Here is a 22,635-nt window from a genome sequence, read left to right as displayed (position 1 = left end):
AACAAGGCACCACCCAGATCACGGCAGCGCCTACGATAATTGCTATACACATGTTTGTTCTATCTACATAGTAAAATAAAACACCCATAATGGACACATCATAAGATTAGTAACCCTATTTTCTGTCCGTTGATTATTATGTTTATAGACCTAGATTGTGCACATCTATATTCAGTAAGCGCATACCCTATTACATGAATACTACTTTAGGAGTGATTATATTATGAATCCTTTCCCGATGAGGATTGTTGTAGCTCCAACTTCGACTTGGCAACATTTAATTCACCATCCTTCATATGGTCAATATGGTATGCAACCTGGGCATATCCCCTTTACTTCTACAATTGCGCCTTCTCCTGTAATATACCAATATCATTATATTTTTCCAGCATTTTATTTCCAAGAGTTTCACGGTACATTTAACATCTAATCTAAATAGAAAAATATCCGTTATCTGTACCATTGATGAGTCGATTCATGTTATACCTAAAAACAGTATCTAAATACGTTTAATGTGTAATTTCTATATAACAAAGAAAAAAGCACCCGTTTTGGATGCTACTCTTTAATTAATACTATTCTTGGTTTACTTCCTTCATACGGACCAATAACTCTATTCTCTTCAAGACGATCAATAATCTTTTCTGCACTAGTATAAGCAACTCTAAATCTATATGCAGCTTGTTAGCTTCTTCTATAATGTTTCCCTGCAATTTCATCACTTCAATGTGTTTCCGTCATATAAATTCTACCTCCCACACAAATAATAAAAAGCGCACGAATGGACGCTTTGATATAAATTATTAATTTTTACTTCAGTTACGGTAAATGAAGTTTTATCCTTCTTCCAATCACCTAATATTAAGTATCAATCTATTAATACACTATTAAGTAACTGGAAGAAGAGCAAAAGCTCTCCTTAATAACGGTATCATTCAATCGTTACCATCTGCTGGTTTCGGATTTTATGTGCCATCATTACGAACCGTTTAGAATTTTAAAAACAACATAATGAGTTGTGTTTCCCGCCACTTCCCACAATACAAATATAACACGTTAATTCCAAAATAACCGGCACATTTCCTGCCAAAAAGCGGTCACGACTCTGCCAACTTTTTCATAGTTCAAATTTTTCCACTGCATCTGTTAATTCCACTGATACACCGAAAATACTTTTTTTCATTTCTGTCATTTTCTTTTTTATAATCCAGTGTGGATAATTCAATTCTTCTAGAATATTTCTAAAATAAGTTGGATTTAGCTTTAACACATCAGGATTTCTTCCAGTATTCCTTTTGTATCTAATTATTACTTCTAATAGTTCTTCATTTAACATGAATTACAATTACCTCCCCCTTACATTTTATGTTTATGTATATACACCATTCAATTCCTTGATACTACCACTTACCCATATCTTATATTGTGTGTAACTGACCGCTTCGCTGAATCCCTTAATATCATTGATTTCATTTCACTTTCTCTTTTGAGTTACACAGTACAAAAATTATGGGTAACTGTATAGGGATACCACCAGCATTTTTCAAAATAGCCTACACTATGTAAAATAATAAAATAAGCTGCCCATGCGGACAGCTTATTTACATACTTATCGTTATTGGAAGTGAAAATCATCAATTCACTATGTTATATGGTTGCTTATCTTTTAGCGAACTAAAATCATAATTTGATTTGGTCCTGTGCGTTTCATTACTCGATACCCTTCACTTGATGTAGTTGCGATACCTTCATTATTAGGTTTACAATATTTCTTTGGCTGACATGTTCCATCATCTCGAACCAGAAGTTTTCCAACAAGACCAACAGGAACCCATTCAGGTCTTTGTAAACGTGGGATATACTCTTGTGAGGAGTCCCATTCAGGATTTAATATAGGTTCGTTTTTTATAAAGGATGGGTGGATCACTCTTCCATCGTCATCTTTTTTCTCTGGTATAACAACTTCATGATATTGAGTTCTGCCCCATTCATCTCTTACGAAGAGATTGTGCCAACGTAAATCACTTGCATCTGCAATCATAGCTGGTGTTGCACTCACTACCCCTAGAACATAATCATCATTTGCGTTTGCTTTTCGTATTTTGTCACCGTCTCCATCTAAAGTTACAAAGTATCCAACATCAATGGAGTTTCCATCAATGGTTTCAAACATTTCTGCATAGTCCGCAGCAGCAGGAGATATTACAATACCGTCGAGATAAAGATTTCCTGTTGCCCCTTCAATTATAGCGGAATTTAAGGATGGTCCAACAACAAGACCATTTGCTAAATGCCAAGAGAATTGGAATTGTGTAGTTCCATTTTGTCCCATAATATGAGAACCTGTATGAGCTATATTTACAGTGGTATTAAACCCTTCAGCATGGGAGTAATCTGCATTTGCTTTTGTTAAGGTTCCTTCGGCATGGGAGGTATTTCCACTTGCTGTTGTACCTTCTCCTTCGGCATGGGAAAAATCTCCACTTGCTGTTGTGGCCCCTCCTTCAGCATGAGAGCCAAATCCACTTGCTAGTGTCTCCCGCCCTTCCGAATGGGAGGCAAATCCACTTGCTGTTGTGATGTCTCCTTCGGCATGGGAGCGATTTGCGCTTGCTGTTGTGTTAACTCCTTCGGCATGGGAGAAAGATCCAATTGCAACAGTACCACTTCCCTCGGCATGGGAGGCAAATCCAATTGCAACAGTACCACTTCCTTCTGCCACAGAACATCCATTATTGGGGGCAGTTCTAATGCAGATTGTCGCGGTTGGTCCTGTAGGTCCAGTGTTCCCCGTTGGGCCCGTGTCTCCCGTTGGCCCGGTGTCTCCCGTTGGGCCCGTGTCTCCCGTTGGCCCGGTGTCTCCCGTTGGGCCCGTGTCTCCCGTTGGGCCCGTGTCTCCCGTTGGCCCGGTGTCTCCCGTTGGGCCCGTGTTTCCCGTTGGACCCGTGTTTCCTGTTGGGCCCGTGTCTCCCGTTGGGCCCGTGTCTCCCGTTGGGCCCGTGTCTCCCGTTGGGCCCGTGTCTCCCGTTGGGCCCGTGTCTCCCGTTGGGCCCGTCGGTCCTGGTGGTCCTCCAGATGGCCCGGTAGGTCCGGTAGGTCCTGGTGGCCCTCCAGATGGCCCTGTTGGACCAGTATCTCCTGTCAGTCCTGTCGGCCCCGTTGGTCCTGTTAATCCTGTCGGTCCTGTTGACCCTGTTGGCCCCGTTGATCCTGTTGGTCCCGTTGGTCCTGTTGATCCTGTTAATCCTGTTGATCCTGTTGGTCCTGTTGGTCCTGTTGGTCCTGTTGATCCTGTTGGTCCTGTTGGTCCTGTTGGTCCTGTTGATCCTGTTGGTCCTGTTGATCCTGTTGATCCTGTTGGTCCTGTTGATCCTGTTGATCCTGTTGATCCTGTTGGCAAAGTAAAAGAAGGAATAGGTGGGAATGTAGGACCAATCAAATTTGGATCTAATGCAGGGGCACTTAATAAATCATCCGGTATAAGACCCTCCCATTTCTTTTTATTAAACATGATTCACCTCCAAAAACTTTTATCCTATCTAATAAATGTAAGAAATAAACAAAATAAAAGTAAAAAAACGTTATATCATTTTTATGACACATGTTATATATAAATATCCTTTTTTACAAACTAGTTTTATATGTTTAATTTTGTATATCGTATACATGGTAAGTTAACACAATGTCTCACTATTGGAAGTGAAAAGTATTAATTTAATATGTTATACGATTGCTTATTTTTTAACGAACTAAAATCATAATTTGATTTGGTCCTGTGCGCTTCATTACTCGATATCCTTCATTTGATGTAGTTGCAATTCCCTCATCATTGGACTTACAATAACCATCTACTTGACAAGTACCATCATCACGAACTAGAAGCTTTCCGACAAGACCTACAGGAACCCATTCAGGTCTTTGCAGCCGCGAAATATACTCTTGTGAGGAGTCCCATTCAGGGTTTAATATAGGTTCGTTTTTTGTAAAAGCTGGTTGAATTACTCTTCCATCGGCATCTTCTTTTTCTGGTACAACAACTTCATGATATTGAGTTCTGCCCCATTCATCTTTTACGAAAAGATTATGCCAACGTAAATCACTTGCATCTGCAATCATAGCTGGTGTTGCACTTACTACCCCTAGAATGTAATCATCATTTGCGTTTGCTTTTCGAATTTTGTCCCCGTCTAAAGTTACAAAGTATCCGACATCAATTGGATTTTTATCAACCGTTTCAAACATTTCTGCATAATCCGCAGCAGCAGGAGAAAATATAGTACCGTCGAGGTAAAGGTTTCCTGTTGCTCCTTCAATTACTGCGGAATTTAATGATGGGCCAACAACAAGACCATTTGCTAAATGCCAAGAAAAAGGGAATATTGTAGTTCCATTTCTCCCCATGATATGAGAACCTGGATGAAGTACATCTACAATAGTATTTAGTCCTTCAGCGTGGGAGAAATCTGCATTTGCTCTTGTACCTGATCCTTCGGCATGGGAGGCAAATCCACTTGCTGTTGTGCCCCCCCCTTCGGCATGGGAGACAGATCCACTTGCTGTTGTGCCCCCCCCTTCGGCATGGGAGGCAAATCCACTTGCTGTTGTGCTCGATCCTTCGGCATGGGAGAACTCTCCACTTGCTAGCGTGATGATTCCTTCGGTATGGGAGACAGGTCCACTTGCTGTTGTAGAGTTTCCTTCGGCATGGGAGGCAAATCCACTTGCTGTTGTATTTTGCCCTTCAGCATGGGATAAATTCCCACTTGCTAGCGTGAAGAATCCCTCGGCATGGGAGAACTCTCCACTTGCTGTTGTGCCCCTTCCTTCGGCATGAGAGTTACCTCCACTTGCTGTTGTGCCATCCCCTTCGGCATGGGAGTTAAATCCACTTGCTGTTGTAGAGTTTCCTTCGGCATGGGAGGTTTCTCCACTTGCTATCGTGCTTGATCCTTCAGCATGAGAACACTCCCCGATAGCCTGGGTGGTACATCCCTCAGCATGAGAGGCAAATCCACTTGCTGTTGTGCCATCTCCTTCAGCATGGGAAGACTCTCCATTTGCTGTTGTGCTCCTCCCTTCAGCATGGGAAGCAAATCCATTTGCTGTTGTGCTCCTTCCTTCAGCATGGGAGGTATCTCCATTTGCTGTTGTGGTCGATCCTTCAGCATGAGAGGCCCCTCCATTTGCTGTTGTGCCCGCTCCTTCGGCATGAGAGTCATCTCCAATTGCTTTTGTGCCCGCTCCTTCGGCATGGGAGGCAAATCCACTTGCTGTTGTGAAGAACCCTTCGGCATGGGAAGCAAATCCATTTGCTTTTGTGTTTGTTCCTTCTGCCACAGAACATCCATTATCGGGGTCAGTTCTAATACAAATTGTTGCGGTTGGTCCCGTAGGTCCAGTATCTCCTGTTGGGCCCGTGTCTCCCGTTGGGCCCGTGTCTCCCGTTGGGCCCGTGTCTCCCGTTGGCCCGGTGTCTCCCGTTGGGCCCGTGTCTCCCGTTGGGCCCGTGTCTCCCGTTAGTCCAGTGTTTCCCGTTGGGCCCGTGTCTCCCGTTGGGCCCGTGTCTCCCGTTGGGCCCGTGTCTCCCGTTGGGCCAGTCGGTCCTGGTGGTCCTCCAGATGGCCCGGTTGGTCCGGTAGGTCCTGGTGGCCCTCCAGATGGCCCGGTTGGACCAGTATCTCCTGTTGGTCCTGTTGATCCCGTTGGTCCTGTTGGTCCTGTTGATCCCGTTGGTCCTGTTGGTCCTGTTGGTCCTGTTGATCCCGTTGGCCCTGTTGATCCCGTTGGCCCTGTTGATCCTGTTGATCCCGTTGGCCCTGTTGGTCCTGTTGATCCCGTTGGTCCTGTTGGTCCTGTTGGTCCTGTTGGTCCTGTTGGTCCTGTTGGTCCTGTTGGCAAAGTAAAAGAAGGAATAGGTGGGAATGTAGGACCAATCAAATTTGGATCTAATGCAGAGGCACTTAATAAATCATCCGGTATAAGACCCTCCCATTTCTTTTTATTAAACATGATTCACCTCCAAAAACTTTTATCCTAACTAATAAATGCATGAAATAAAAGTAATAAAAAACGTTATATCATTTTTATGACGCATGTTATATACAAAGAATCTTTTTTATAAACTAGTTTTATATGTTTAGTTTTGTGTATCGTATACATGTTTTTTAACATAACGTATTATTATCGGTAGCAAGGAAAAGGGAGGAAACTATACTCCCACCAAGGAACTTTCTTTTTTGGTTCTATGGATCTATGCATTTTTTATACATTTCTATCCTAGCGCATTTATAGAGTTCTTGTTTGTTACTAGAACTCTATAAGATCTTGCATACTCTTAGCGTGAGTTTTCTTCAAAATGCTACAATACCCCTAGATTTAAAAAGAAAAAGCAATGCTTAGATTTTAAACCTAGTCATCGCTTTATCCATTGCATCTTGGTTTACCCCTATATAACGTAACGTGACCTTCTCTGACGAGTGATTGAATATCTCCATGAGTAAGGCTATGTTTTTTGTTTGCATGTACATATGGTACCCGTACGTCTTTCTCAATGTATATGTGCCTATTTCATCTAATCCGAATTCTGCCGCTGCTCTACTTAATATCTTATATGCCATGCTACGACCAATTGGACGATTCCTACCCTGTCTACTTTGCAATAGGTACTCGTTATCTTCTCTTTCTTCAATAAACCATTTAAGTTCTCTTTTCAATGCTACAGTAATTTGTATTCGTTTCTGTTTCCCTGTTTTCATTTCCCTCATAGATATATGACTACCTTTGACATCCCCGACCTTCAGTTTCAAAATATCTGAGATTCTAAGACCTGTATTAATGCCCATAATAAAGAGAATGTAATTACGTAAGCTCTTTTCCTTAAAATACTCTTTTAAATGCTGTATTTGCTCTGGATCACGTATTGGTTGAACAAAATTCATTATTCATTACCTCCAGTTTCTTCTGTCTCATATACTTCTAATCTAAGAGCAAAAGCTAATTTATAAAAAGCATTAGATTTATTCCGTCTATACGTACGCTCACTCATACCAATTTCGTTATAAACCATGTAATCAAAGACTTCTTCATCTTCTAAATATCTTTTTACAATAATATCCCTTTGATTTTTACTAAAACGACTTAATGCCTTATCAATTTGAAAAGACAAACGTTGTAGTTTCACTTCTCTTTCACTCATAGCAACATTGGCTAAAGCGATATCTTCAGCTGGCTTCCCTACTACATTTGTCGGACCGTGATATCTTACCTCGCTAGCTGCTGTAACCTTCATCTCATGTCTCATCATCCCAAATTGTCTATAAATACGAATGTTTTCAAGAATCTCTTCTACACGAATCTGCGTTGCTTTACGATCAATTTTAGGTAAGAAAGTTAATTGCGTCATATATAAAAACACCCCTTATATATTTTGTTAATAAAAACAAGAAAGCGGACACCAAACTACAGAGCAATATCAATAATGCTCTTATAGTTCGATGTCCGCTGGTTCTTCCAGTAGGACTAAATTTTTAATTTGGATTATTATATCATTTTCTCACATTTTAGTAACCTTTTATCAGAAAAGGATTATTTTGTTAAAAAATACAACCAATGCTCTATATAGAGATTATTTTCATTTCAGCTCCTCACAAGCCAATCACGGACACGTTGATTAATACAATTCAATACAAAAAGATTCTTCACTTTTATTTAATTTTTCTCATAATTATGTTTTTTGCCTATGCATGAAATAAATTAATGAATATATAGGTAAATGTATTAAATAAAATTACATCTAGAAAGAGGGTAGATATTTATGTATCAGAATTTTCATCCATATGATTATCGCAATGATTTATATGATTTCCGTTCATTTAAAGGTATGGTTGGTCAGGTTTATAATCTTCCAGTACCTATTACAAATACAACAACTGGTCAATCAATCCCACCTGGCACGGATGTTTTTATACACAGAGTTGACTATAATCAAGCAGGTCAAGAACTTGTTACAATAGTAATACCTACAAAGCTAAATGGCATGTGTACCGTTAGATTTGGGCGCCTCCCAGCTAGTGAACTTACAGAAGCGGGGAGATTTTAAAACATTGTATAAATGAAACTTTTTATCCTTCAAATTGAAAGCTAATCTTTTATTATTTTTGAACAGTTAGTTTTTACTAGCTGTTCTTTTATTTATGGGCGTCTGTAACAATAAATCGTAATCTGATTTTACGAATTTTACACACAGCGATTTGTTTATTCCGGTTTCTAAATACGTATAGATCAATCTCATTTCTTCTTTAGTGAAACTTATCCCTAACAACCAATTAAAGCTTTTCAGAACCTTTTTTGAGCAATATGGACTCACTCCCTTACTAATAGGTCTTGATAACCATGCAAACAATTTGCATTTAAAATCCAATTCATTTTCTACATCTTTCAAACGAAAATACAGATTTTTTTGAGGGTCAAATATTAATTCGTTACCGCTGTTTACAAATGGTTTAGGAAAGTACATTAATGCCTTATGCACTAATTGCTGTATCTCTTGTTTCATATCTATTCCCCTTTATCACAAAATGAAATTTTTATTAGATTATTTTCGCATAACATTTACAACTCTGTTCATACTATAGTTGTAATTCGCAATTACAACTGCACATTTGATAAGCACCGTTTTCTTTTCTTAACAGGACAGCTAGCTAATCACGCTAGCTGTTTTATTGTTTAAAATGAAGTTTTTATTTAGTTCTTTTTCACTTCCACATAATATTTTTAATTCTGCTTATAATATAGCTGTAACTTAAAGTTACATATCATTTACTTGTAGGGCCTAAATTTCTTGCATAACATTTTTGCTTCTGCTCATACTATAGTTGTAACCATAAGTTACAAAGTATTGTGGGTATCGTCATTGTTGGACGACAAAGCAGTTAGTTCATTGAGCTAGCTGCTTTCTCCTTTTTAATAAAATAGCGTTTTTGTTCAGTTTCACACTTTGTATTACTCGTAATAAAATTCAACCAATGTTTCTTGACCGGTACAAACCCTGATTTCTACCGTACAATAATCACCATCTTCATCAGAGCTGAATTTATTAGGATCAAATTCTGTTGGCACCTTATTACCTTCACTTTCGATTGCTTTTGCTAAAACAGGAGGAATATATGCTATTGATAGAACGTTATCAACTTCTCCAAATACATCCGTACTTTGACTAGACCATTCTTGATTAATTGTTTCTAATAATGTTTGTAGTAAACTCATTTTTTCACCGTCCTTATTCAAATAACGATTTTGTTAAATTTTGCTCCATCCATTTTTTCTACGCCTTTCCGCTAAACACATTTGTCTAGAAAACCCTATATTATTAAACAGGGTTATCGACTCTTAACTTGAAATTTTTTACTTTTAATGATGTAACCACCTATAATAGAAATATATTTTTTTCAAGGGAGGAATCTAATGTATATATCAAACAGGATTGGCTTATTTAGCTGGATTGCAACTTGCCTATACTTTTTAATTGAACCTTTCTTTATTTTCACTTCTACAGTACCTTATAACTATTTGCATCATGCAATGAGTGATCTAGGTGTAACAACCTGTGGAGAATTCACCTACGAAATAGCCCCTTATGAAATATGCTCCCCTAATCACCTTTGGATGAATTTACTCTTTATTCTTAATGGAATAACATTTTGTATTGGAGTACTATATATTTCACAACATCTAGAAAAAACAAAAATTAATAAAATAGCAACATTTTTTATACTTATAATAGGAGTCTCCACTATAGTTTCAGGATTAATTCCTGCAGATGTAAACCTAATTGGACATTCTATTCTAGTTTGGATAGGTATGCTTACTGTATTTCCAGGACTATTTATTTTTGCTAAGAATCTTAAAAAAACTAGAAAATGGACATATTTCTGTTTACTAAGCTTAATAGTAATAACAATCCTTATCTCACTTGTTTTTCTTTTCCCCTTACCTGCAGGTCTACTACAAAGACTTTTTTACTTGGTTCTTTTCGTTTGGGGAACTGTATCAACTTACAAATTAGTAAAATAAAGATTTGATTCAAACTTGCACATAAACTAAAAACATACATAAGATTTAATTGCCGATACTTTTCGATTTTAAACTTGGTCAAAGAGCGCACGGGATAGCGCTCTTTTTTTCTGTTGAAATAAGGATTTTATTAAAAGCTGAATAAAATTCGATATTCCGTTAATACTAATCACAATAAAATCTGCTTCTTACCCAGGTTGTATCGAATCGAGTAGTTTCCCCATTAACTGCTCGATGTTTATTTTTGTTACATAAACTTGATATTTGGGTCCATACTATAATCAACCATGTAATTTTATACTCCTAAATTCATGGTTGTAATTTCTCATTGCAGTTAGCTTTTGCTAGCTGCTCTTTTTTATTTTCTTTTATTTCCGAATAGCATTTTCAAATCTGCTCATACTATTTCTGTAACTTAAAGTTACAAACTATTTCTGTAAGTGCGGCTTTTCCTTTGTACAACAGGCAGTTAGTTTTATGAACTAGCTGCTTTGTTGTGCAAAATAAGAATTTTGTTTAATTACTATTAACGTTTTAAATTTCTTTGAATACATTAATATCAAAAGAAATTCTATAAGGTGCTCTGGTCCAGTTACCTTGAATTTCTTGCAGACCTTGTGTGAAGAATCCGTTTATAACAAACGGGTTCTTTTATTTTGGGTTATAAAATAACTATTTTGTTCAAAAATTACACATACCCTGAAAACATACATAAGATATTATTGCTTCCACCTTTCATTTCGATATGTGTCTTATTTAAAGAGCGTTTTCCCAGGCGCTCTTTTCTGTTTAAATAAGGATTTTGTTTAATTTCCATTAACCTTTTTGATCCCTTTGAATACATTATTATTGCAAAGAATTCCATAGAGTACTCTCGTCCAGTCACCTCGAATTTCTTGCACACCTTGTGGGAATACCCCGTTATAACTAACGGGGTATTTTATTTTTGATTACAAGATAACTATTTTGCTAAATTTTTTAATTCACAAAGTACTAACTTTATAAAATGAATTCATATACATTATTGAATACATATTAAGTTCATATAAAAACAAATAATTTAGGAGCTGATTAGTATGACAAGTAAACCACTAGTAATAACACTTCCTCCTATATCAAAAACCAAAATTATTTTTTATTCTTCTTCTGGTGAAGTAATTAAGCACACTTTTTTTACAAACGAGACTTCAGAACCTATAGCGACGTTTGCATATTGTCCTATAGACTTTGAAAGATTTGAAACTAAAAGAATGCCAGTCATTATAAAATAATTTTTCATTCTCATTTACGAATAACCTTTTCTTCATTACACATACTACATCTGAGCGCTCTCTCCCTGGGCTTCGCTCTTTCAAAACGGAAGGCACTCCTCCGTGCAGTGTATGAACATAGCGGGTAATCTAGTCAGTTGCCTGCTATGTTTGTTTATAAGTGTAAAAATTCTTGTACAAAATAACGCTTTTGTTTAGTTTTCTTATCGCATGTCATCACGTTGTTCTACATAACCTATTAGGTCTTTTGTGCTACGCTCTATTTCTTTTGTTAAATATTGAATTCCGTTTTCAGCCTTTTCTTCGTCAATATGACTTTCCTGTGATAAGTGAAATAAAATCTCTATCTTAGCGACACTCTCTGCAATATACCTAGCATGATCCCGTGCATGATTAATCCTATATTGACTTAATCCGTGTTTTTCCTTCATCTTTAATTTCCCCATTTCTTAACAAAATTCAAATTTGATTAAAGTAACTGTGTTTTTCGTTCTTCCATACGAATTACTTTTCCGCTTTGATATACAAATGATTGTTCACCAAATCCACCTTGAGGTGGTTCTATTAGTTGGACCTGACCATTTTTAACAACATATATTCCGTTTATTTTCAAATCTATTTCAGCTGTCATTTCTACAAGATTTTCTTTAATAATTCCCACTAAGACCACTCCCATATGTTATGATTATTTTGTCGAAGCAAGTCGGGAGCAATCTCGACTTTTTTATTTTGTTATAGATATTCCACAACATTATCAGGAATAAATGATTGTTCTAATGATAAATAAAGTCGTATTGGAATCGGTTCTTTATTATCTCTCGCAGACTTGCAAAGTTCCTCCGCTTCTTCCCAATCGAACTGCTTATCTTCCACTCGCTTAAATCTCCAAATTCCAATTGTATATTCCTCAAATAATTCATACTGATCATTTGGCGCTGTTGTTGGTTTTAATTCATCTGTAGCTCTTACTTGCTTTGGTACTTGAACAACTAAATCCGTAAAACGAACTTTAGAATTTAATCGATGAATGTGTGCTTTCTCAGTATCGAATACTACTACAGGCTCAACATCAAATATTGTTAACTACTTTGGCATTACAATCCTCCTAAGCCTCTTTTTTATATTTAGCTAATACTTGTTCTAAACGTTTACGTTCACCCTCTAAATCCATTTCATCGTGCTTTACAGACTGAGATTGCACTTCTGTATCTTGTGTATGTAACCAATCAGGGACGATTTCTTTTCTAGTATTACTTCTTCCACCACGAGACTGGTATTTCTTACGGAATTGAGCTTGTGCAGCTTCAACGTCAGTAATACTCTTATATCCTTTAGCATGCCAATCTCTTAAAATACCTTGTACATAAGACATATTAGGTGCATTCTTTTCTAGAGCTATTTTCATTGCTTTAATAACAAGCTGTGCATTCAAATCTTCAATCCACGCATTAATCCCTTCAGTCACAAATGGTTTAAGAACTCCAAAGTTTTGCTCATAAAATGCTATTGGATTTTCTTCTGCAACTTTTTTATCTCTTGAGTAGCTTGCTGCTTCTTCTTTTGTTTTTGTTTCTTCTTTTTCTTTTGTTTCTGTTTTTGTTTCTTCTTTTTCCTTCATAGGGTCTTCGAAGCCCCTTATAAGCCACTCAAAACGCGCTTGGAAGTATTCCTTAATACGGGGAATTTTAAAATCTTGCTGCTGTTCTAAATCTAAACATGTCTCATAAAAATCCATTAAAAAATCTTCACACTTAATATTCTGGATTTCTTTTAACACACACTTTTCAATATTCATATTTGTAATAGCATTGAATTTAAGCCAATTAATCAACATAATTTCTTTCGTCTTTTTGTTGTAATGAATTTTCCCGTAATCAGCAAACCGCTCTAGCAGCTTCTCAACAGTCTCACGGTTATACCCTGTATCCATTTCTATCACTCGTAATGGAAGCTCATAGATACCACTCTGAGAAGTTTTGCTATTAGTCATTAAGTATAAGTAGAAGTATTTTTCCTCCGGTGTAAGATCTAAAACGAAAGCATCTTGCCAATATGAAACTTGAACAGGTCTATAAACTGCCATATTATTCATCCTCCATTGTTTTACTTGATTTGCTTTGATATACTTAATCCAATTCTATTTTTAGAAAGACTCTCTATAAGAGTCTAAAATCTATCACTCTGCCAAGTGATAGATTTTTTATTTTCTTCGACTAACTACTGATGCATTAATCCCCTGCCCTTGAAGGCTTTTAACAACTACACGATAACTCTTTGATACATCGTGATCCTCTTTTTCATTACGAAGGCTCTTGAATTCTTTTGCGCATCTATTTAATTCCTTCTCCCAATGATCTGCTTCATCTAATGAACTAGCATTGAACATGTTATGAATACATGTCACCATGCAGTTATGTAATTCATTTGCAAAAGCAAAATCACCTGGTAGAACTAAGTCGAATAGACGATTACATTCTACTTTCATAATTTGCTCCCCATTTTTAATAATGTGATACTGTACGCATCGTTATGAACAGAAAGTAATGTATAAAAGATTAAGGGTAACAAATCCTCCTGGTCATAACGACAAGCACAATAGCTTGTCGCATTAAATTCTTATATGCTATAATTTATCTATTGTCATGATTGGCTATCGCAGGCTACGCGGTGGCCTTTCCTTTTTTCTTTTTGTTTTTCAACACGAATGCTGCTTCTATAATTCGAATTCTTATCTCCATTAATTTCTTCTCTTGTTTTAGGTCCCTAGCTTTCATATAGTCTCCACAAACTGCCGCAATTCGAATATCACCATATAAATTGGCTTCCTTACGAATTAGCATTTTATATTGCTTTAAAGTTGGACTTGCATAATCAATTGTCATAACTTAAACCTCCCCAATAAAATAATTAAATTAAGCTTTTATATACTTCCTAGCTCGTAATGATACTTTCCAGTACTTAAAGACTTCTTTCATTGAAATACCATATTGATCACATAGGACCGCTACGAGGCTCAACATTGAACCTGTAGCATCCAAGATTTCATGCATTACCTTTTTCAAATCCTCTTTCTCACTTTCGGACCAAGCTTGTGAAGGTTTAAACCAACATACTGTATCGAGTTGTTCCAAAGCTTCATTTGTCTCTTGATAAACCATATATCTCATACTTGTAGGATGAAGATCTATTTGCTCTCCATTAAAGAACGGGATACTTACATATCCTGCTGCTTCACTCCACATTTTAAAAAACAACTGTGGATCATCAATTCCTTCAGTAATGCATTTTCGTAAATCTTCTGGTAATCGTCGCTGTTCAGTTTCATATTTTGCTAATGACTCACGACTCACGGGGATTTCTAAGGAGAGTTGTTCTTGGGTGATTCCCTTTCGTTTTCGTGCCATAGCAACTTCTTTTCCTATGGACATCGTTTACTTCCCCCATTCGTACCTAAAGCATTATTTATTTGTGACAACTTACTATGGTAATTTATTATTAGACAGATTCTTTAAATGGATTGTAATACTCCGTATTGTTTTCTACCCATTCAGTGTGATTCTCCATCCACTTAAAAAGAAGGTGTGTAGGAATAAGAACCCCGGCTTCACGACATACTGGAAAATCAGAACGGTTTAATAGCTCAGATGCTTTGGTGCGTTTAATATGTAACAGGTCCATTAATTCTGTAATCGTTAAAAATGGCGGTAATTCTTTCATTGGTTGAAGATGTTCAGTTGCTTTTTGTACTTCTTCTCGGATTATTTTACGGAATGATTCAATATCAAAGTTAATCATTAACATCCCCCCTTCACCACATTATGTTCCTTTAAGGAACATTTATTCTCAAAAAAAATAGTCCAATTGAAATTCAAGCTTCTTCCCAATCTTTTAGCGATTAGAACTGACGGTGTTTTAGTTCCATTTTCAATATGTGTGTAATAACTTCTAGACATATTACATTGATTTGCAACCTCTTCTTGAGTATAACCTTTTACGCATCTAAAATCTTTTAACCATTTCCTCATATCAATACTCCTCTCTATATTACTAATGATTATCTTAATTCAATTATATGTTTCTAAAAGGAACAAGTCAACAATAAAAGTTCCTCTTAGGAACTTAAATAACAAGTTACTATTAGTAACATAAAAATTAGTTTATAATAAGAGATACTATTTTAACTCAATGGTGGTGATTATTTTGAAGACTTTTGGAGAACAGTTGAAATGTTTACGCGAAGAAAAAAAGAAGAAAGACTCTATTTGGACACAAACATATGTATCTAATAAGTTAGGTGTTGCACGTACTACATATACTGCATATGAAAATAACACAAAACAACCACCTATGGAAACTATTTTAAAAATCGCTGATCTTTTTAACGTTACTACTGATTTTTTACTAGGCAGGGTGTCCAATTCTAATCGAATAGAAACATCTATATTAGATAAAACCACATACGATCCAGAACTAGGTCTCTGGTTTAAAGATATTAAAGATGCGTCTCCTGAGAAACGTGAAGAATTAAAACGTTTTTGGGAATTTATTAATCAATCTGAAAACAAGCAATTTCCAACAAATAAAAAAAGTTAAGTGTTGATATGCTATTAACACTTAACTTTACTTCAACTAAATATTACAATTTACCAAAAATAACCAATTCTATAAAAAAAGAACACTTACTTAATAAAAAGAACAAAAAACATTGTATAATACTTATCATTTCTCTACTCAATATTTAAAACCAAAGAAACGATTTTCATCTTGATCCTTTTTCAAATCTGCTATCACAAGCTTGTTCTTTTTAAAATAAGCTAATGCCTCTGCATCTACATCTTTTCTATTAAGCGTAACAATATATTGCCCTCTTCCATGCCCACATAAAAACTCATGAGCGGTTTTTAGCATTTTAAATGTTGCATAATTATCAGTTACAGAAAATGAACCATCATGTACCAAGAAGTTTATAGGTAGTCCGTTTTCGATTCTATACATTAACCATGTTAAATCAATTGCTCTTATTTTAGAATTATATCGTCCAAATGACTCTTCTTCAGGAATGAAACTATCAATTGTTATTCTCCCTGATTTTGCGTTCATTTTATCATTATTATTAAAAGAGAAGGTCAGATAGCCAGTTTGAACATTATATGTATCTAAAATAATTTGATTAAATAATTGATTTAGTCTAATTATTTGTTCATTATATGATTTGAAATTGTTGTTTAATTTTACAATTTCTTTAGATCTCTCTAATTTTTTTTCTTGGATTTCTATATTAATTTCATTTATTCTTTCGTAATCGGCTATTCGTATCTCAATTTGAGCAAGTTGACTTTGAAGAAGGCTTAATTTCCTCTGAATATGAGAAATATCATTAATAAAATTTGTTTCTTTGAGAGTTTTTGTGCACTCATTAATTTTATCAGTCAGAGTATTGTTTTGTTTTTCCAAAATACTTAATTCAAATTCCGCTTCTTCAATTTTCGTTATAAAGAAATTCCCTCTATCTTGTCTCATTAAATTATAAAATGTTTGGATATCCTCAAAATTCTTTTCAATATTCTCTGGCAATACAACATTGATTTGATTATAGAATTCTTTTAACCCATTTAGTTTTTCTAACTCAACACTTTTTCGATTAATATGTTCAATATTTTTCTGATACTGCTTAATACTATGTTTTATTTTATAGATAGATGATTGAATCTTACTCTGTTGTTCTTTTAACACTGAATATACATCTGCTTGTTTAGTACTAAAATCCCCTATATTAAGTTCTAAAATTTGCTTCTCTAATATAGCAATTTCCTTTTCAATATTCTGTTTTTCAATTTCTAATTTTTCAGCCGAATGCTTGTAAGATTCTATAAACTTTTTATCATCTTCCATTTTTTTAATTTGCTTTGTCATTTTATCTATATCAGTTTCATAGTTGTTAGGTAAATTGAATAATGAATTCAATACTTTATGTTGCTGTAAAGCATTCCTTCCCTTAATAATGACAGAATTAAACCCTTCTTTCTCATCTCTCATTATGTATTCCCTTAAAGCCGCAAAACTAATATTATCCATATTAAAATTCATTAATTTATCGATATACAATCTATATCTATTTGTTTTATATTTTTCCCATATACTTAAATCGATATTGAAACTTTCTCCATCCAAAATATAACCATGCTCTTGATCAGTAAAAAGCCTCGCTAAGTGTACACTTTTTCCATCTACTACTATTTTTAAAGTTACTAATATATTATTTTGAATTAAAACATCTGGAATTTTTTCTTTTGAAAAGTCCTTTCCTAGTAAAAAGTGTAACTGCCTAATAAAAGTTGATTTTCCTACACCATTAGTGTCCTCGTTTTCATTTCTTTTATCTCCTAATATGACATTCAATCCAACTGTATTAAATGTGTAATCCTTTATTAATTTTCTTGTATGAAAATTATATATGCTTAATTTCTCAATTATCATTACATCACCTTCTTTATTACATGATTGACAGTTTCTAATTTTCCTATACTATATAAAAAAACTAAACTAAGAAAAAGTGTCTTTTCCATGTTTATATTAATTTCTTTTTTTTGTGTTTCATAATATTTTGTGAATAACTCATCAATATGCATTGGTTTTTCTAAACATTGATATAAAACTTTAGATGTATATAAAATATTTTCTTCAAGAGTTTTATGTTTGGTCATCATAAAATAGTTCATCTTTATTCCTACTTTCACTCTCTATATAACATCTTCAATACTCTCATTAAAGATATCACACTCATTAATCACCCATGCAACAAAAATTTTAGTATAAAACCTCAGTCTATCACCATTAAGTGGGATTTTATTTTCATATAATTCCGTTATATTTGTTACTAAGGTTTCAAAAACCATATCTCCAGATTTATAACTCGACAAATCAATTTTACAATACTCAGTAATAATTAAATCCGTAATTAATTCTTTTTTATCACTTTCAATATAATCTTCTGTATCAAGTATTTCAGTAATTAATGGAAACCTTACTGACAAACGCTTATCAAAGTTAATTTTCATGGTAGGACTACATTTCATATCCTTGAATTTTCTTGTAATTCCTTTAAACTCCGACCCTAGTGCTAATGGTCTATAGCTAGGTGATTTCTCATGAAAATCAATTATAAAATCTCTAAAATCATCGTCATCATCTATTTCAAATAACTTTTCCTCTGTAACTATCTCATTAATTATTCTTTTTTTTTTTAATTCTTCTAGGTCATTTAATAATAAATCTAATTGATTCCAATTTTCAATTTTTACGGTTTCTATGTATTTTGCTGATGGTAAACTATTTTCTGTTGATACTAAATAATGAGTTTTCGAATATCCATTTAAAATAGTATCTATGTGATCAAATAACTGCTTTACATATGGATCATTGAAACTAAAACCAAGAAATAGAAATGTATAATCTTGAATTAATGTCTCCATTTTTAATATTGCAGCACTTTCTTTCGTATATATATCATCATATTGCTTTCTGAATAATATACATTTATCCGGATCATTTATACAACCATGAAGTTTTAATATAAACTCATCTTTCTCCCGAATACCAGCAATATGATATAAGTTATCATATGTGAAAATATGTTTTATATCAGAATTATATTCAATTAACTTATCATAATTAGTTGTAATTAACTTTTTACTAATATGGATTAATTTCTCATGCTTTTCTGAAACTATTGGGTCTTTAATATTATTTAATAATCCCTCTATCATTTTACGTTTAGGTGTAGATTTTTCCATTAAATCTAGTATATCTAGAACATCTGTCCCAGTTTCTAATAAAATCTTTAGCGCTTCATACTTTTTATCCTGAGTTTCCCTTTGAAGATGAATAATAATTTGTTCTACTAAATCAACCCAATTATAATTTCCACAATCTAGAGAAAATCCAGAACCGACAAATATAATTAATTTTTCATTTTGTAAATCACTTTGAAAATCAGGTATTTCCAAAAGTTGGTTAGGAGATATCATTTTAACATTTTTCCTTCCTTCTACTATAATATATTTAGATTTTTTGAGATTTGTATTTTATCTATCTGCTTTAATAATATAATTATATGTTTTTAAATCGTTATCTAAGTTCTATGATAAAAAACGAAAACTTACGAATAAGTCACTGTCTATATTTTACCTTAATTTCTAAAATATAGACAGTGATTTACAAATGTGTTCATTCAACTTTTCTTATCCATTCCACTACCTAATCACCCTTACTTGCAGTACGAATAATAAATACAAGCCATTAACTAATCCATATTTGTTTAAATTTTGTTCATTAATATTCTTCCAACTTCTTCATTTTTGTTATATCATAAGAACATACGTTCTTAAAATACGAATGGAGTGAAAATATGTTTCAATCGCAACCCTACTATACAACACAACTTGAAGACTATATCCAGCACTTGTACCAATCCTTATCTATTTTTGTTCCCGAGCAAATTGATATGATAGAGATTGCGAAAAAGCTAAACATTTGGTTGTACTTTGCTCCGTTTGGAAGTCATGCAATGAAAAGGAATCAAATAGCTAACTTAGTTATTGATAATCGTATCTCTCAGCAAGAACAATGGGAGGATTTTGGTCATGAGACTTGTCATATCCTATTTCATTCAGGTAATCAATTATTAATGCATCAGATGTTTCTAGATTACCAAGAAGCAAAGGCTAAAAACTTCGCACAACAATTTTGTGTACCTACTTTTATGTTACGAAAGCTTCCTCCCCTACAATTAAAAGCATATATAATCTCAGAAAAATTCAATGTAACAACAAAATTTGCTGAAAAAAGGCTTTTACATTATAAAAATCAATTATTAGCAAGTAAATTACAGAATAAGATATCACAATACTGTAATTTACAAAAATAACGATACAGGAGGTATTGAATATGAAAGGAAGTTTCCGTAAACGTGGAAATACGTGGTCTTTTACGATAGATATCGGTATAGATCCAACCACAGGAAAACGACAGCAAAAAAGTAAGAGTGGATTTAGAACAAAAAAAGAAGCCCAAAATGCTGCTGCAACGATGATTACAGAGATAGAGAAAGGAATATATTTTGATGACAAACAATTAACTGTTTTAGATGTGTGGGAAAAATTAAACCCCCTTCGTAAAGCTGAATTAAAAATTACATCTTATGAAAAAGACATGAGCTTAGTTAAGCTCTATATCCTTCCCCCATTTAGTTATAAAAAAATTAAAAGTATTAAGTCCGTAATGATTCAAAGCTACTATGCTGAACTTAAAGAAAAAGGCCTGTCAAATGGTACAATCAGCAATATCCATCGCTGCTTCCGATGCATATTCAAACATGCAGTAGAATGGGAAATCATACATGATAATATAATGAATAAGGTTAAAAAACCACGTGAAGAGCAAGGTGAGATGAAAACATGGTCTAGCGAAGAATGTAATCGATTCCTCCAGTATCTAAAAGAAAAAAATATTAAGTACCATATGTTCTTCTTACTTGCAATCTATACAGGTATGAGACACGGAGAATTACTTGCACTAACATGGAAAGATATTGACTTTGATAATAAACGTATCCTGGTTAATAAATCACTTGTAAAAACAGAAAAAGGACTATTTAAAGCTGCTACAAAAACTAAGTCCTCAAATAGAAGTATTAGTATCTCTTCTTTTGTTATAGGAAAGTTACAATCCTACTACTCCTATAAAAAGAAAGAATTTTTCCGTTGGGGTATACACTTGAATGAAGAGGCGTTTATTTTCACCGGCAATACGATACATTCGCCCTTACATATAGATGCTCCTCATCGCTTTTTGAATGATCACTATAAAAAAGCTGGTGTTCCTCGAATTCGTATACACGACTTACGACATACTCATGCTACACTTATGCTTCAGGCTGGAGAACATCCTAAAATCGTACAAGATCGCTTAGGACATTCATCTATTCAAATGACTTTAGACAAGTATAGCCACATCACACAGAACATGCAGCAACAAGCAGCAGAAAACTTCGAGAGCATAATAAAATCTAATGCAAACACCTGATAACAAATGAAAAGATTTAATGTGAGCAAAATGTGAGCATCGAGGAAAACCAACACTTATAAACCTTGATATAATAAGGTTTTCCATACTATATCGTTGAATCTTGGGAAAAGAATGAGCAGTTTTAAGGGTGTTTATTTTTAAAACATCAAAAATGCCAAATCCCTTATATCATAAAGGATTTGGCATTTTTAAGTATCTAGAACACTCGCTAAGTTTAAGGAGAACTTAACAGACAGGCGTCCGGCATAATGCCATGTCCACACCCAAGGATCGGTTACATAAAATAACGTATCTAACATGGGAAGTCTATTGGTCTTTTCCCCTTATAGTAACACTCTCTTCTACTAAGACCTTTTCTTTCTAGGGCCTACAATTAATTTAATCGCTGTTCTTTCTTCATTATTGATAGAAATCTCTTGAAATGCTGGTACGAAGGCTAAGTCAATACCACTTGGAGCGACGAACCCTCTTGCAATCGCAATTGCTTTAATCGCTTGATTTATAGCTCCAGCCCCAATCGCTTGAATTTCCACATTACCACTTGTTCTTAGTACACCCGCTATTGCACCCGCGACTGAATTTGGGCTTGATTTTGAAGATACCTTTAATATATTTTCCATGTAAGTTGCTCCCTCTATTATTTAATCTCTCTTTCGTTACAATTTTAAATATTTTAGCGTATCTTTAATTACTATTCACACCAAAAACAAACGATGCTTCATATGTACATTATTCTATATTTTCTGACTTCTTCCTGCTCAGCTACGCAAATAAAAAAATAAACTGAATAACCTAATATGCATACAGTTAAATGCCATAACTTCACCAAATGATAACATCCATACAGCGAAAGATAATATTGCTGTTTGTCAGACGAAATTAATATAGTAAAGTGAAACTTTAATGAGTGGGGGTTTTGTTCATCCCCACCTAACTTCTTTGCTTTCGCTGAATTTTGAGATGGGAGTCTTACTGCTCGGAAAATAGCGGGATAAACGTTTCCTCGTTACTTCAATCTATTTAGAAATTCCATTTATTTTTCTATCAAATTATGAACCTTATCATCTTCAAAAGGTGTTACAGGTAATACCCAAATACTACATTTCATCATTTGACCACTTTATATTCCACATCTATCTCCTTTTATAGTACAAGCATACACGCCAATTGTGATTCACCTTCATAAACTACTATGTGGTTTAAATTT

At 34.5% G+C, this 22,635-nt stretch carries 27 protein-coding genes and 1 pseudogene; 7 read left to right on the top strand and 21 right to left on the bottom strand.

What is annotated here, in order from left to right; all coding sequences use genetic code 11:
* Window positions 1-223: 223 nt before the first annotated feature.
* Entirely contained in the window at window positions 224-430 is a 207-nt protein-coding gene (locus tag V7S45_RS10390) for a hypothetical protein (protein ID WP_089607437.1), read from the top strand.
* A gap of 128 nt (window positions 431-558) precedes the next feature.
* On the opposite strand, the pseudogene V7S45_RS10385 reads toward V7S45_RS10390, so the two are convergent.
* From V7S45_RS10385 to V7S45_RS10360, 6 genes and pseudogenes are all read right to left on the bottom strand, one after another.
* Window positions 559-660, bottom strand: a pseudogene (locus V7S45_RS10385) (DNA translocase FtsK); the annotation flags it as partial.
* A 457-nt stretch (window positions 661-1,117) separates the two neighbouring features.
* On the bottom strand, window positions 1,118-1,336 hold the full coding sequence (locus V7S45_RS10380; RefSeq protein WP_342761782.1) for a hypothetical protein: 219 nt from the start codon (window positions 1,334-1,336) through the stop codon (window positions 1,118-1,120).
* 330 nt (window positions 1,337-1,666) lie between these two features.
* A complete protein-coding gene (locus V7S45_RS10375) occupies window positions 1,667-3,511 on the bottom strand; it encodes a peptidase G2 autoproteolytic cleavage domain-containing protein (RefSeq protein WP_342761781.1) in 1,845 nt (614 codons plus the stop codon).
* 230 nt (window positions 3,512-3,741) lie between these two features.
* Window positions 3,742-6,009 (bottom strand): peptidase G2 autoproteolytic cleavage domain-containing protein, encoded by a 2,268-nt coding sequence (locus tag V7S45_RS10370; RefSeq protein ID WP_342761780.1) that lies wholly within the window; start codon window positions 6,007-6,009, stop codon window positions 3,742-3,744.
* 386 nt (window positions 6,010-6,395) lie between these two features.
* Complete coding sequence (locus V7S45_RS10365) at window positions 6,396-6,938, bottom strand: site-specific integrase (RefSeq protein ID WP_342761779.1); 543 nt, start codon at window positions 6,936-6,938, stop codon at window positions 6,396-6,398.
* Window positions 6,938-7,402 (bottom strand): ArpU family phage packaging/lysis transcriptional regulator, encoded by a 465-nt coding sequence (locus tag V7S45_RS10360; RefSeq protein WP_342761778.1) that lies wholly within the window; start codon window positions 7,400-7,402, stop codon window positions 6,938-6,940. Before V7S45_RS10360 ends, V7S45_RS10365 begins: the two co-directional genes overlap by 1 nt.
* A 411-nt stretch (window positions 7,403-7,813) precedes the next feature.
* Here V7S45_RS10360 and V7S45_RS10355 point away from each other — a divergent pair, with 411 nt between their 5' ends.
* A complete protein-coding gene (locus V7S45_RS10355) occupies window positions 7,814-8,098 on the top strand; it encodes a hypothetical protein (RefSeq protein ID WP_342761777.1) in 285 nt (94 codons plus the stop codon).
* Between the two features lie 66 nt (window positions 8,099-8,164).
* On the opposite strand, the gene V7S45_RS10350 is transcribed toward V7S45_RS10355, so the two are convergent.
* The gene (locus tag V7S45_RS10350; protein ID WP_342761776.1) at window positions 8,165-8,554 is read right to left on the bottom strand and encodes a hypothetical protein; all 390 of its coding nucleotides are present in this window, start codon (window positions 8,552-8,554) and stop codon (window positions 8,165-8,167) included.
* 446 nt (window positions 8,555-9,000) lie between these two features.
* Window positions 9,001-9,264, bottom strand: a complete 264-nt coding sequence (locus V7S45_RS10345; protein WP_342761775.1) for a hypothetical protein — start codon at window positions 9,262-9,264, stop codon at window positions 9,001-9,003.
* Window positions 9,265-9,462: 198 nt separating this feature from the next.
* On the opposite strand from V7S45_RS10345, the gene V7S45_RS10340 reads away from it, so the two are divergent.
* Entirely contained in the window at window positions 9,463-10,071 is a 609-nt protein-coding gene (locus V7S45_RS10340; RefSeq protein ID WP_166695773.1) for a DUF998 domain-containing protein, read from the top strand.
* Between the two features lie 1,076 nt (window positions 10,072-11,147).
* Window positions 11,148-11,342 carry a hypothetical protein gene (locus tag V7S45_RS10335; protein ID WP_088345966.1) on the top strand — a complete coding sequence of 65 codons (195 nt, stop codon included), beginning with the start codon at window positions 11,148-11,150 and terminating at the stop codon, window positions 11,340-11,342.
* Between the two features lie 203 nt (window positions 11,343-11,545).
* On the opposite strand, the gene V7S45_RS10330 is transcribed toward V7S45_RS10335, so the two are convergent.
* The 9 genes from V7S45_RS10330 to V7S45_RS10290 form a co-directional block, all read right to left on the bottom strand.
* A complete protein-coding gene (locus V7S45_RS10330) occupies window positions 11,546-11,773 on the bottom strand; it encodes a hypothetical protein (RefSeq protein ID WP_088345964.1) in 228 nt (75 codons plus the stop codon).
* 38 nt (window positions 11,774-11,811) lie between these two features.
* A complete protein-coding gene (locus tag V7S45_RS10325; protein WP_000511367.1) occupies window positions 11,812-12,003 on the bottom strand; it encodes a DUF3954 domain-containing protein in 192 nt (63 codons plus the stop codon).
* Window positions 12,004-12,074: 71 nt separating this feature from the next.
* Window positions 12,075-12,419, bottom strand: a complete 345-nt coding sequence (locus V7S45_RS10320; protein ID WP_342761913.1) for a cell division protein SepF — start codon at window positions 12,417-12,419, stop codon at window positions 12,075-12,077.
* Window positions 12,420-12,447: 28 nt separating this feature from the next.
* On the bottom strand, window positions 12,448-13,425 hold the full coding sequence (locus V7S45_RS10315; protein WP_342761774.1) for a DnaD domain protein: 978 nt from the start codon (window positions 13,423-13,425) through the stop codon (window positions 12,448-12,450).
* A gap of 117 nt (window positions 13,426-13,542) precedes the next feature.
* The gene (locus tag V7S45_RS10310; protein WP_076537216.1) at window positions 13,543-13,827 is read right to left on the bottom strand and encodes a hypothetical protein; all 285 of its coding nucleotides are present in this window, start codon (window positions 13,825-13,827) and stop codon (window positions 13,543-13,545) included.
* Between the two features lie 175 nt (window positions 13,828-14,002).
* Complete coding sequence (locus V7S45_RS10305; protein WP_342761773.1) at window positions 14,003-14,224, bottom strand: RNA polymerase subunit sigma; 222 nt, start codon at window positions 14,222-14,224, stop codon at window positions 14,003-14,005.
* Window positions 14,225-14,254: 30 nt separating this feature from the next.
* Window positions 14,255-14,770 (bottom strand): helix-turn-helix transcriptional regulator, encoded by a 516-nt coding sequence (locus V7S45_RS10300; protein ID WP_342761772.1) that lies wholly within the window; start codon window positions 14,768-14,770, stop codon window positions 14,255-14,257.
* Window positions 14,771-14,837: 67 nt separating this feature from the next.
* Window positions 14,838-15,137, bottom strand: coding sequence for a DNA-binding protein (locus tag V7S45_RS10295; protein WP_097859869.1), 300 nt, complete (start codon window positions 15,135-15,137; stop codon window positions 14,838-14,840).
* Window positions 15,137-15,367: a helix-turn-helix transcriptional regulator gene (locus V7S45_RS10290; protein WP_342761771.1), complete on the bottom strand. Its 231-nt coding sequence runs from the start codon at window positions 15,365-15,367 to the stop codon at window positions 15,137-15,139. Before V7S45_RS10290 ends, V7S45_RS10295 begins: the two co-directional genes overlap by 1 nt.
* Before the next feature lie 175 nt (window positions 15,368-15,542).
* On the opposite strand from V7S45_RS10290, the gene V7S45_RS10285 reads away from it, so the two are divergent.
* Window positions 15,543-15,935 carry a helix-turn-helix transcriptional regulator gene (locus tag V7S45_RS10285; RefSeq protein ID WP_098920106.1) on the top strand — a complete coding sequence of 131 codons (393 nt, stop codon included), beginning with the start codon at window positions 15,543-15,545 and terminating at the stop codon, window positions 15,933-15,935.
* Window positions 15,936-16,073: 138 nt separating this feature from the next.
* Here the strand turns inward: V7S45_RS10285 and V7S45_RS10280 are convergent, their stop codons facing one another.
* The 3 genes from V7S45_RS10280 to V7S45_RS10270 are packed head-to-tail and all read right to left on the bottom strand — an operon-like array spanning window position 16,074 to window position 19,369.
* Window positions 16,074-17,819, bottom strand: coding sequence for a DUF2326 domain-containing protein (locus tag V7S45_RS10280; RefSeq protein ID WP_342761770.1), 1,746 nt, complete (start codon window positions 17,817-17,819; stop codon window positions 16,074-16,076).
* A complete protein-coding gene (locus tag V7S45_RS10275; RefSeq protein WP_016512937.1) occupies window positions 17,819-18,061 on the bottom strand; it encodes an ABC-three component system middle component 6 in 243 nt (80 codons plus the stop codon). The genes V7S45_RS10280 and V7S45_RS10275 overlap by 1 nt, the downstream gene beginning before the upstream one ends.
* 21 nt (window positions 18,062-18,082) lie before the next feature.
* Entirely contained in the window at window positions 18,083-19,369 is a 1,287-nt protein-coding gene (locus tag V7S45_RS10270; protein ID WP_342761769.1) for an SIR2 family protein, read from the bottom strand.
* A gap of 380 nt (window positions 19,370-19,749) precedes the next feature.
* Here V7S45_RS10270 and V7S45_RS10265 point away from each other — a divergent pair, with 380 nt between their 5' ends.
* Together V7S45_RS10265 and V7S45_RS10260 are read left to right on the top strand one after the other, a co-directional pair.
* On the top strand, window positions 19,750-20,268 hold the full coding sequence (locus V7S45_RS10265; protein ID WP_342761768.1) for an ImmA/IrrE family metallo-endopeptidase: 519 nt from the start codon (window positions 19,750-19,752) through the stop codon (window positions 20,266-20,268).
* A 20-nt stretch (window positions 20,269-20,288) separates the two neighbouring features.
* The gene (locus tag V7S45_RS10260) at window positions 20,289-21,425 is read left to right on the top strand and encodes a site-specific integrase (RefSeq protein WP_342761767.1); all 1,137 of its coding nucleotides are present in this window, start codon (window positions 20,289-20,291) and stop codon (window positions 21,423-21,425) included.
* 347 nt (window positions 21,426-21,772) lie between these two features.
* Here V7S45_RS10260 and V7S45_RS10255 read toward each other — a convergent pair whose 3' ends face one another.
* Window positions 21,773-22,048, bottom strand: coding sequence for a stage V sporulation protein S (locus V7S45_RS10255; RefSeq protein ID WP_000427801.1), 276 nt, complete (start codon window positions 22,046-22,048; stop codon window positions 21,773-21,775).
* Window positions 22,049-22,635: the final 587 nt, after the last annotated feature.

Origin of the sequence: Bacillus sp. BR3(2024), from assembly GCF_039134555.1 — a bacterium.
In the GTDB taxonomy this organism is placed as follows: domain Bacteria; phylum Bacillota; class Bacilli; order Bacillales; family Bacillaceae_G; genus Bacillus_A; species Bacillus_A cereus.
Note: the sequence above shows the minus strand (reverse complement) of the source record. Positions and strands in the feature narration are given on the sequence as shown.

What these genes read in the sequence shown, in the direction of transcription:
- V7S45_RS10295 (WP_097859869.1), bottom strand. Translation starts at nt 15,137, where the DNA reads ATGATTAACTTTGATATTGAATCATTCCGTAAAATAATCCGAGAAGAA.
- V7S45_RS10310 (WP_076537216.1), bottom strand. Translation starts at nt 13,827, where the DNA reads ATGAAAGTAGAATGTAATCGTCTATTCGACTTAGTTCTACCAGGTGAT.
- V7S45_RS10330 (WP_088345964.1), bottom strand. Translation starts at nt 11,773, where the DNA reads ATGAAGGAAAAACACGGATTAAGTCAATATAGGATTAATCATGCACGG.
- V7S45_RS10280 (WP_342761770.1), bottom strand. Translation starts at nt 17,819, where the DNA reads ATGATAATTGAGAAATTAAGCATATATAATTTTCATACAAGAAAATTA.
- V7S45_RS10345 (WP_342761775.1), bottom strand. Translation starts at nt 9,264, where the DNA reads ATGAGTTTACTACAAACATTATTAGAAACAATTAATCAAGAATGGTCT.
- V7S45_RS10265 (WP_342761768.1), top strand. Translation starts at nt 19,750, where the DNA reads ATGTTTCAATCGCAACCCTACTATACAACACAACTTGAAGACTATATC.
- V7S45_RS10275 (WP_016512937.1), bottom strand. Translation starts at nt 18,061, where the DNA reads ATGAACTATTTTATGATGACCAAACATAAAACTCTTGAAGAAAATATT.
- V7S45_RS10380 (WP_342761782.1), bottom strand. Translation starts at nt 1,336, where the DNA reads ATGTTAAATGAAGAACTATTAGAAGTAATAATTAGATACAAAAGGAAT.
- V7S45_RS10350 (WP_342761776.1), bottom strand. Translation starts at nt 8,554, where the DNA reads ATGAAACAAGAGATACAGCAATTAGTGCATAAGGCATTAATGTACTTT.
- V7S45_RS10315 (WP_342761774.1), bottom strand. Translation starts at nt 13,425, where the DNA reads ATGGCAGTTTATAGACCTGTTCAAGTTTCATATTGGCAAGATGCTTTC.
- V7S45_RS10375 (WP_342761781.1), bottom strand. Translation starts at nt 3,511, where the DNA reads ATGTTTAATAAAAAGAAATGGGAGGGTCTTATACCGGATGATTTATTA.
- V7S45_RS10360 (WP_342761778.1), bottom strand. Translation starts at nt 7,402, where the DNA reads ATGACGCAATTAACTTTCTTACCTAAAATTGATCGTAAAGCAACGCAG.
- V7S45_RS10255 (WP_000427801.1), bottom strand. Translation starts at nt 22,048, where the DNA reads ATGGAAAATATATTAAAGGTATCTTCAAAATCAAGCCCAAATTCAGTC.
- V7S45_RS10390 (WP_089607437.1), top strand. Translation starts at nt 224, where the DNA reads ATGAATCCTTTCCCGATGAGGATTGTTGTAGCTCCAACTTCGACTTGG.
- V7S45_RS10290 (WP_342761771.1), bottom strand. Translation starts at nt 15,367, where the DNA reads ATGAGGAAATGGTTAAAAGATTTTAGATGCGTAAAAGGTTATACTCAA.
- V7S45_RS10300 (WP_342761772.1), bottom strand. Translation starts at nt 14,770, where the DNA reads ATGTCCATAGGAAAAGAAGTTGCTATGGCACGAAAACGAAAGGGAATC.
- V7S45_RS10260 (WP_342761767.1), top strand. Translation starts at nt 20,289, where the DNA reads ATGAAAGGAAGTTTCCGTAAACGTGGAAATACGTGGTCTTTTACGATA.
- V7S45_RS10340 (WP_166695773.1), top strand. Translation starts at nt 9,463, where the DNA reads ATGTATATATCAAACAGGATTGGCTTATTTAGCTGGATTGCAACTTGC.
- V7S45_RS10335 (WP_088345966.1), top strand. Translation starts at nt 11,148, where the DNA reads ATGACAAGTAAACCACTAGTAATAACACTTCCTCCTATATCAAAAACC.
- V7S45_RS10305 (WP_342761773.1), bottom strand. Translation starts at nt 14,224, where the DNA reads ATGACAATTGATTATGCAAGTCCAACTTTAAAGCAATATAAAATGCTA.
- V7S45_RS10365 (WP_342761779.1), bottom strand. Translation starts at nt 6,938, where the DNA reads ATGAATTTTGTTCAACCAATACGTGATCCAGAGCAAATACAGCATTTA.
- V7S45_RS10270 (WP_342761769.1), bottom strand. Translation starts at nt 19,369, where the DNA reads ATGATATCTCCTAACCAACTTTTGGAAATACCTGATTTTCAAAGTGAT.
- V7S45_RS10370 (WP_342761780.1), bottom strand. Translation starts at nt 6,009, where the DNA reads ATGTTTAATAAAAAGAAATGGGAGGGTCTTATACCGGATGATTTATTA.
- V7S45_RS10355 (WP_342761777.1), top strand. Translation starts at nt 7,814, where the DNA reads ATGTATCAGAATTTTCATCCATATGATTATCGCAATGATTTATATGAT.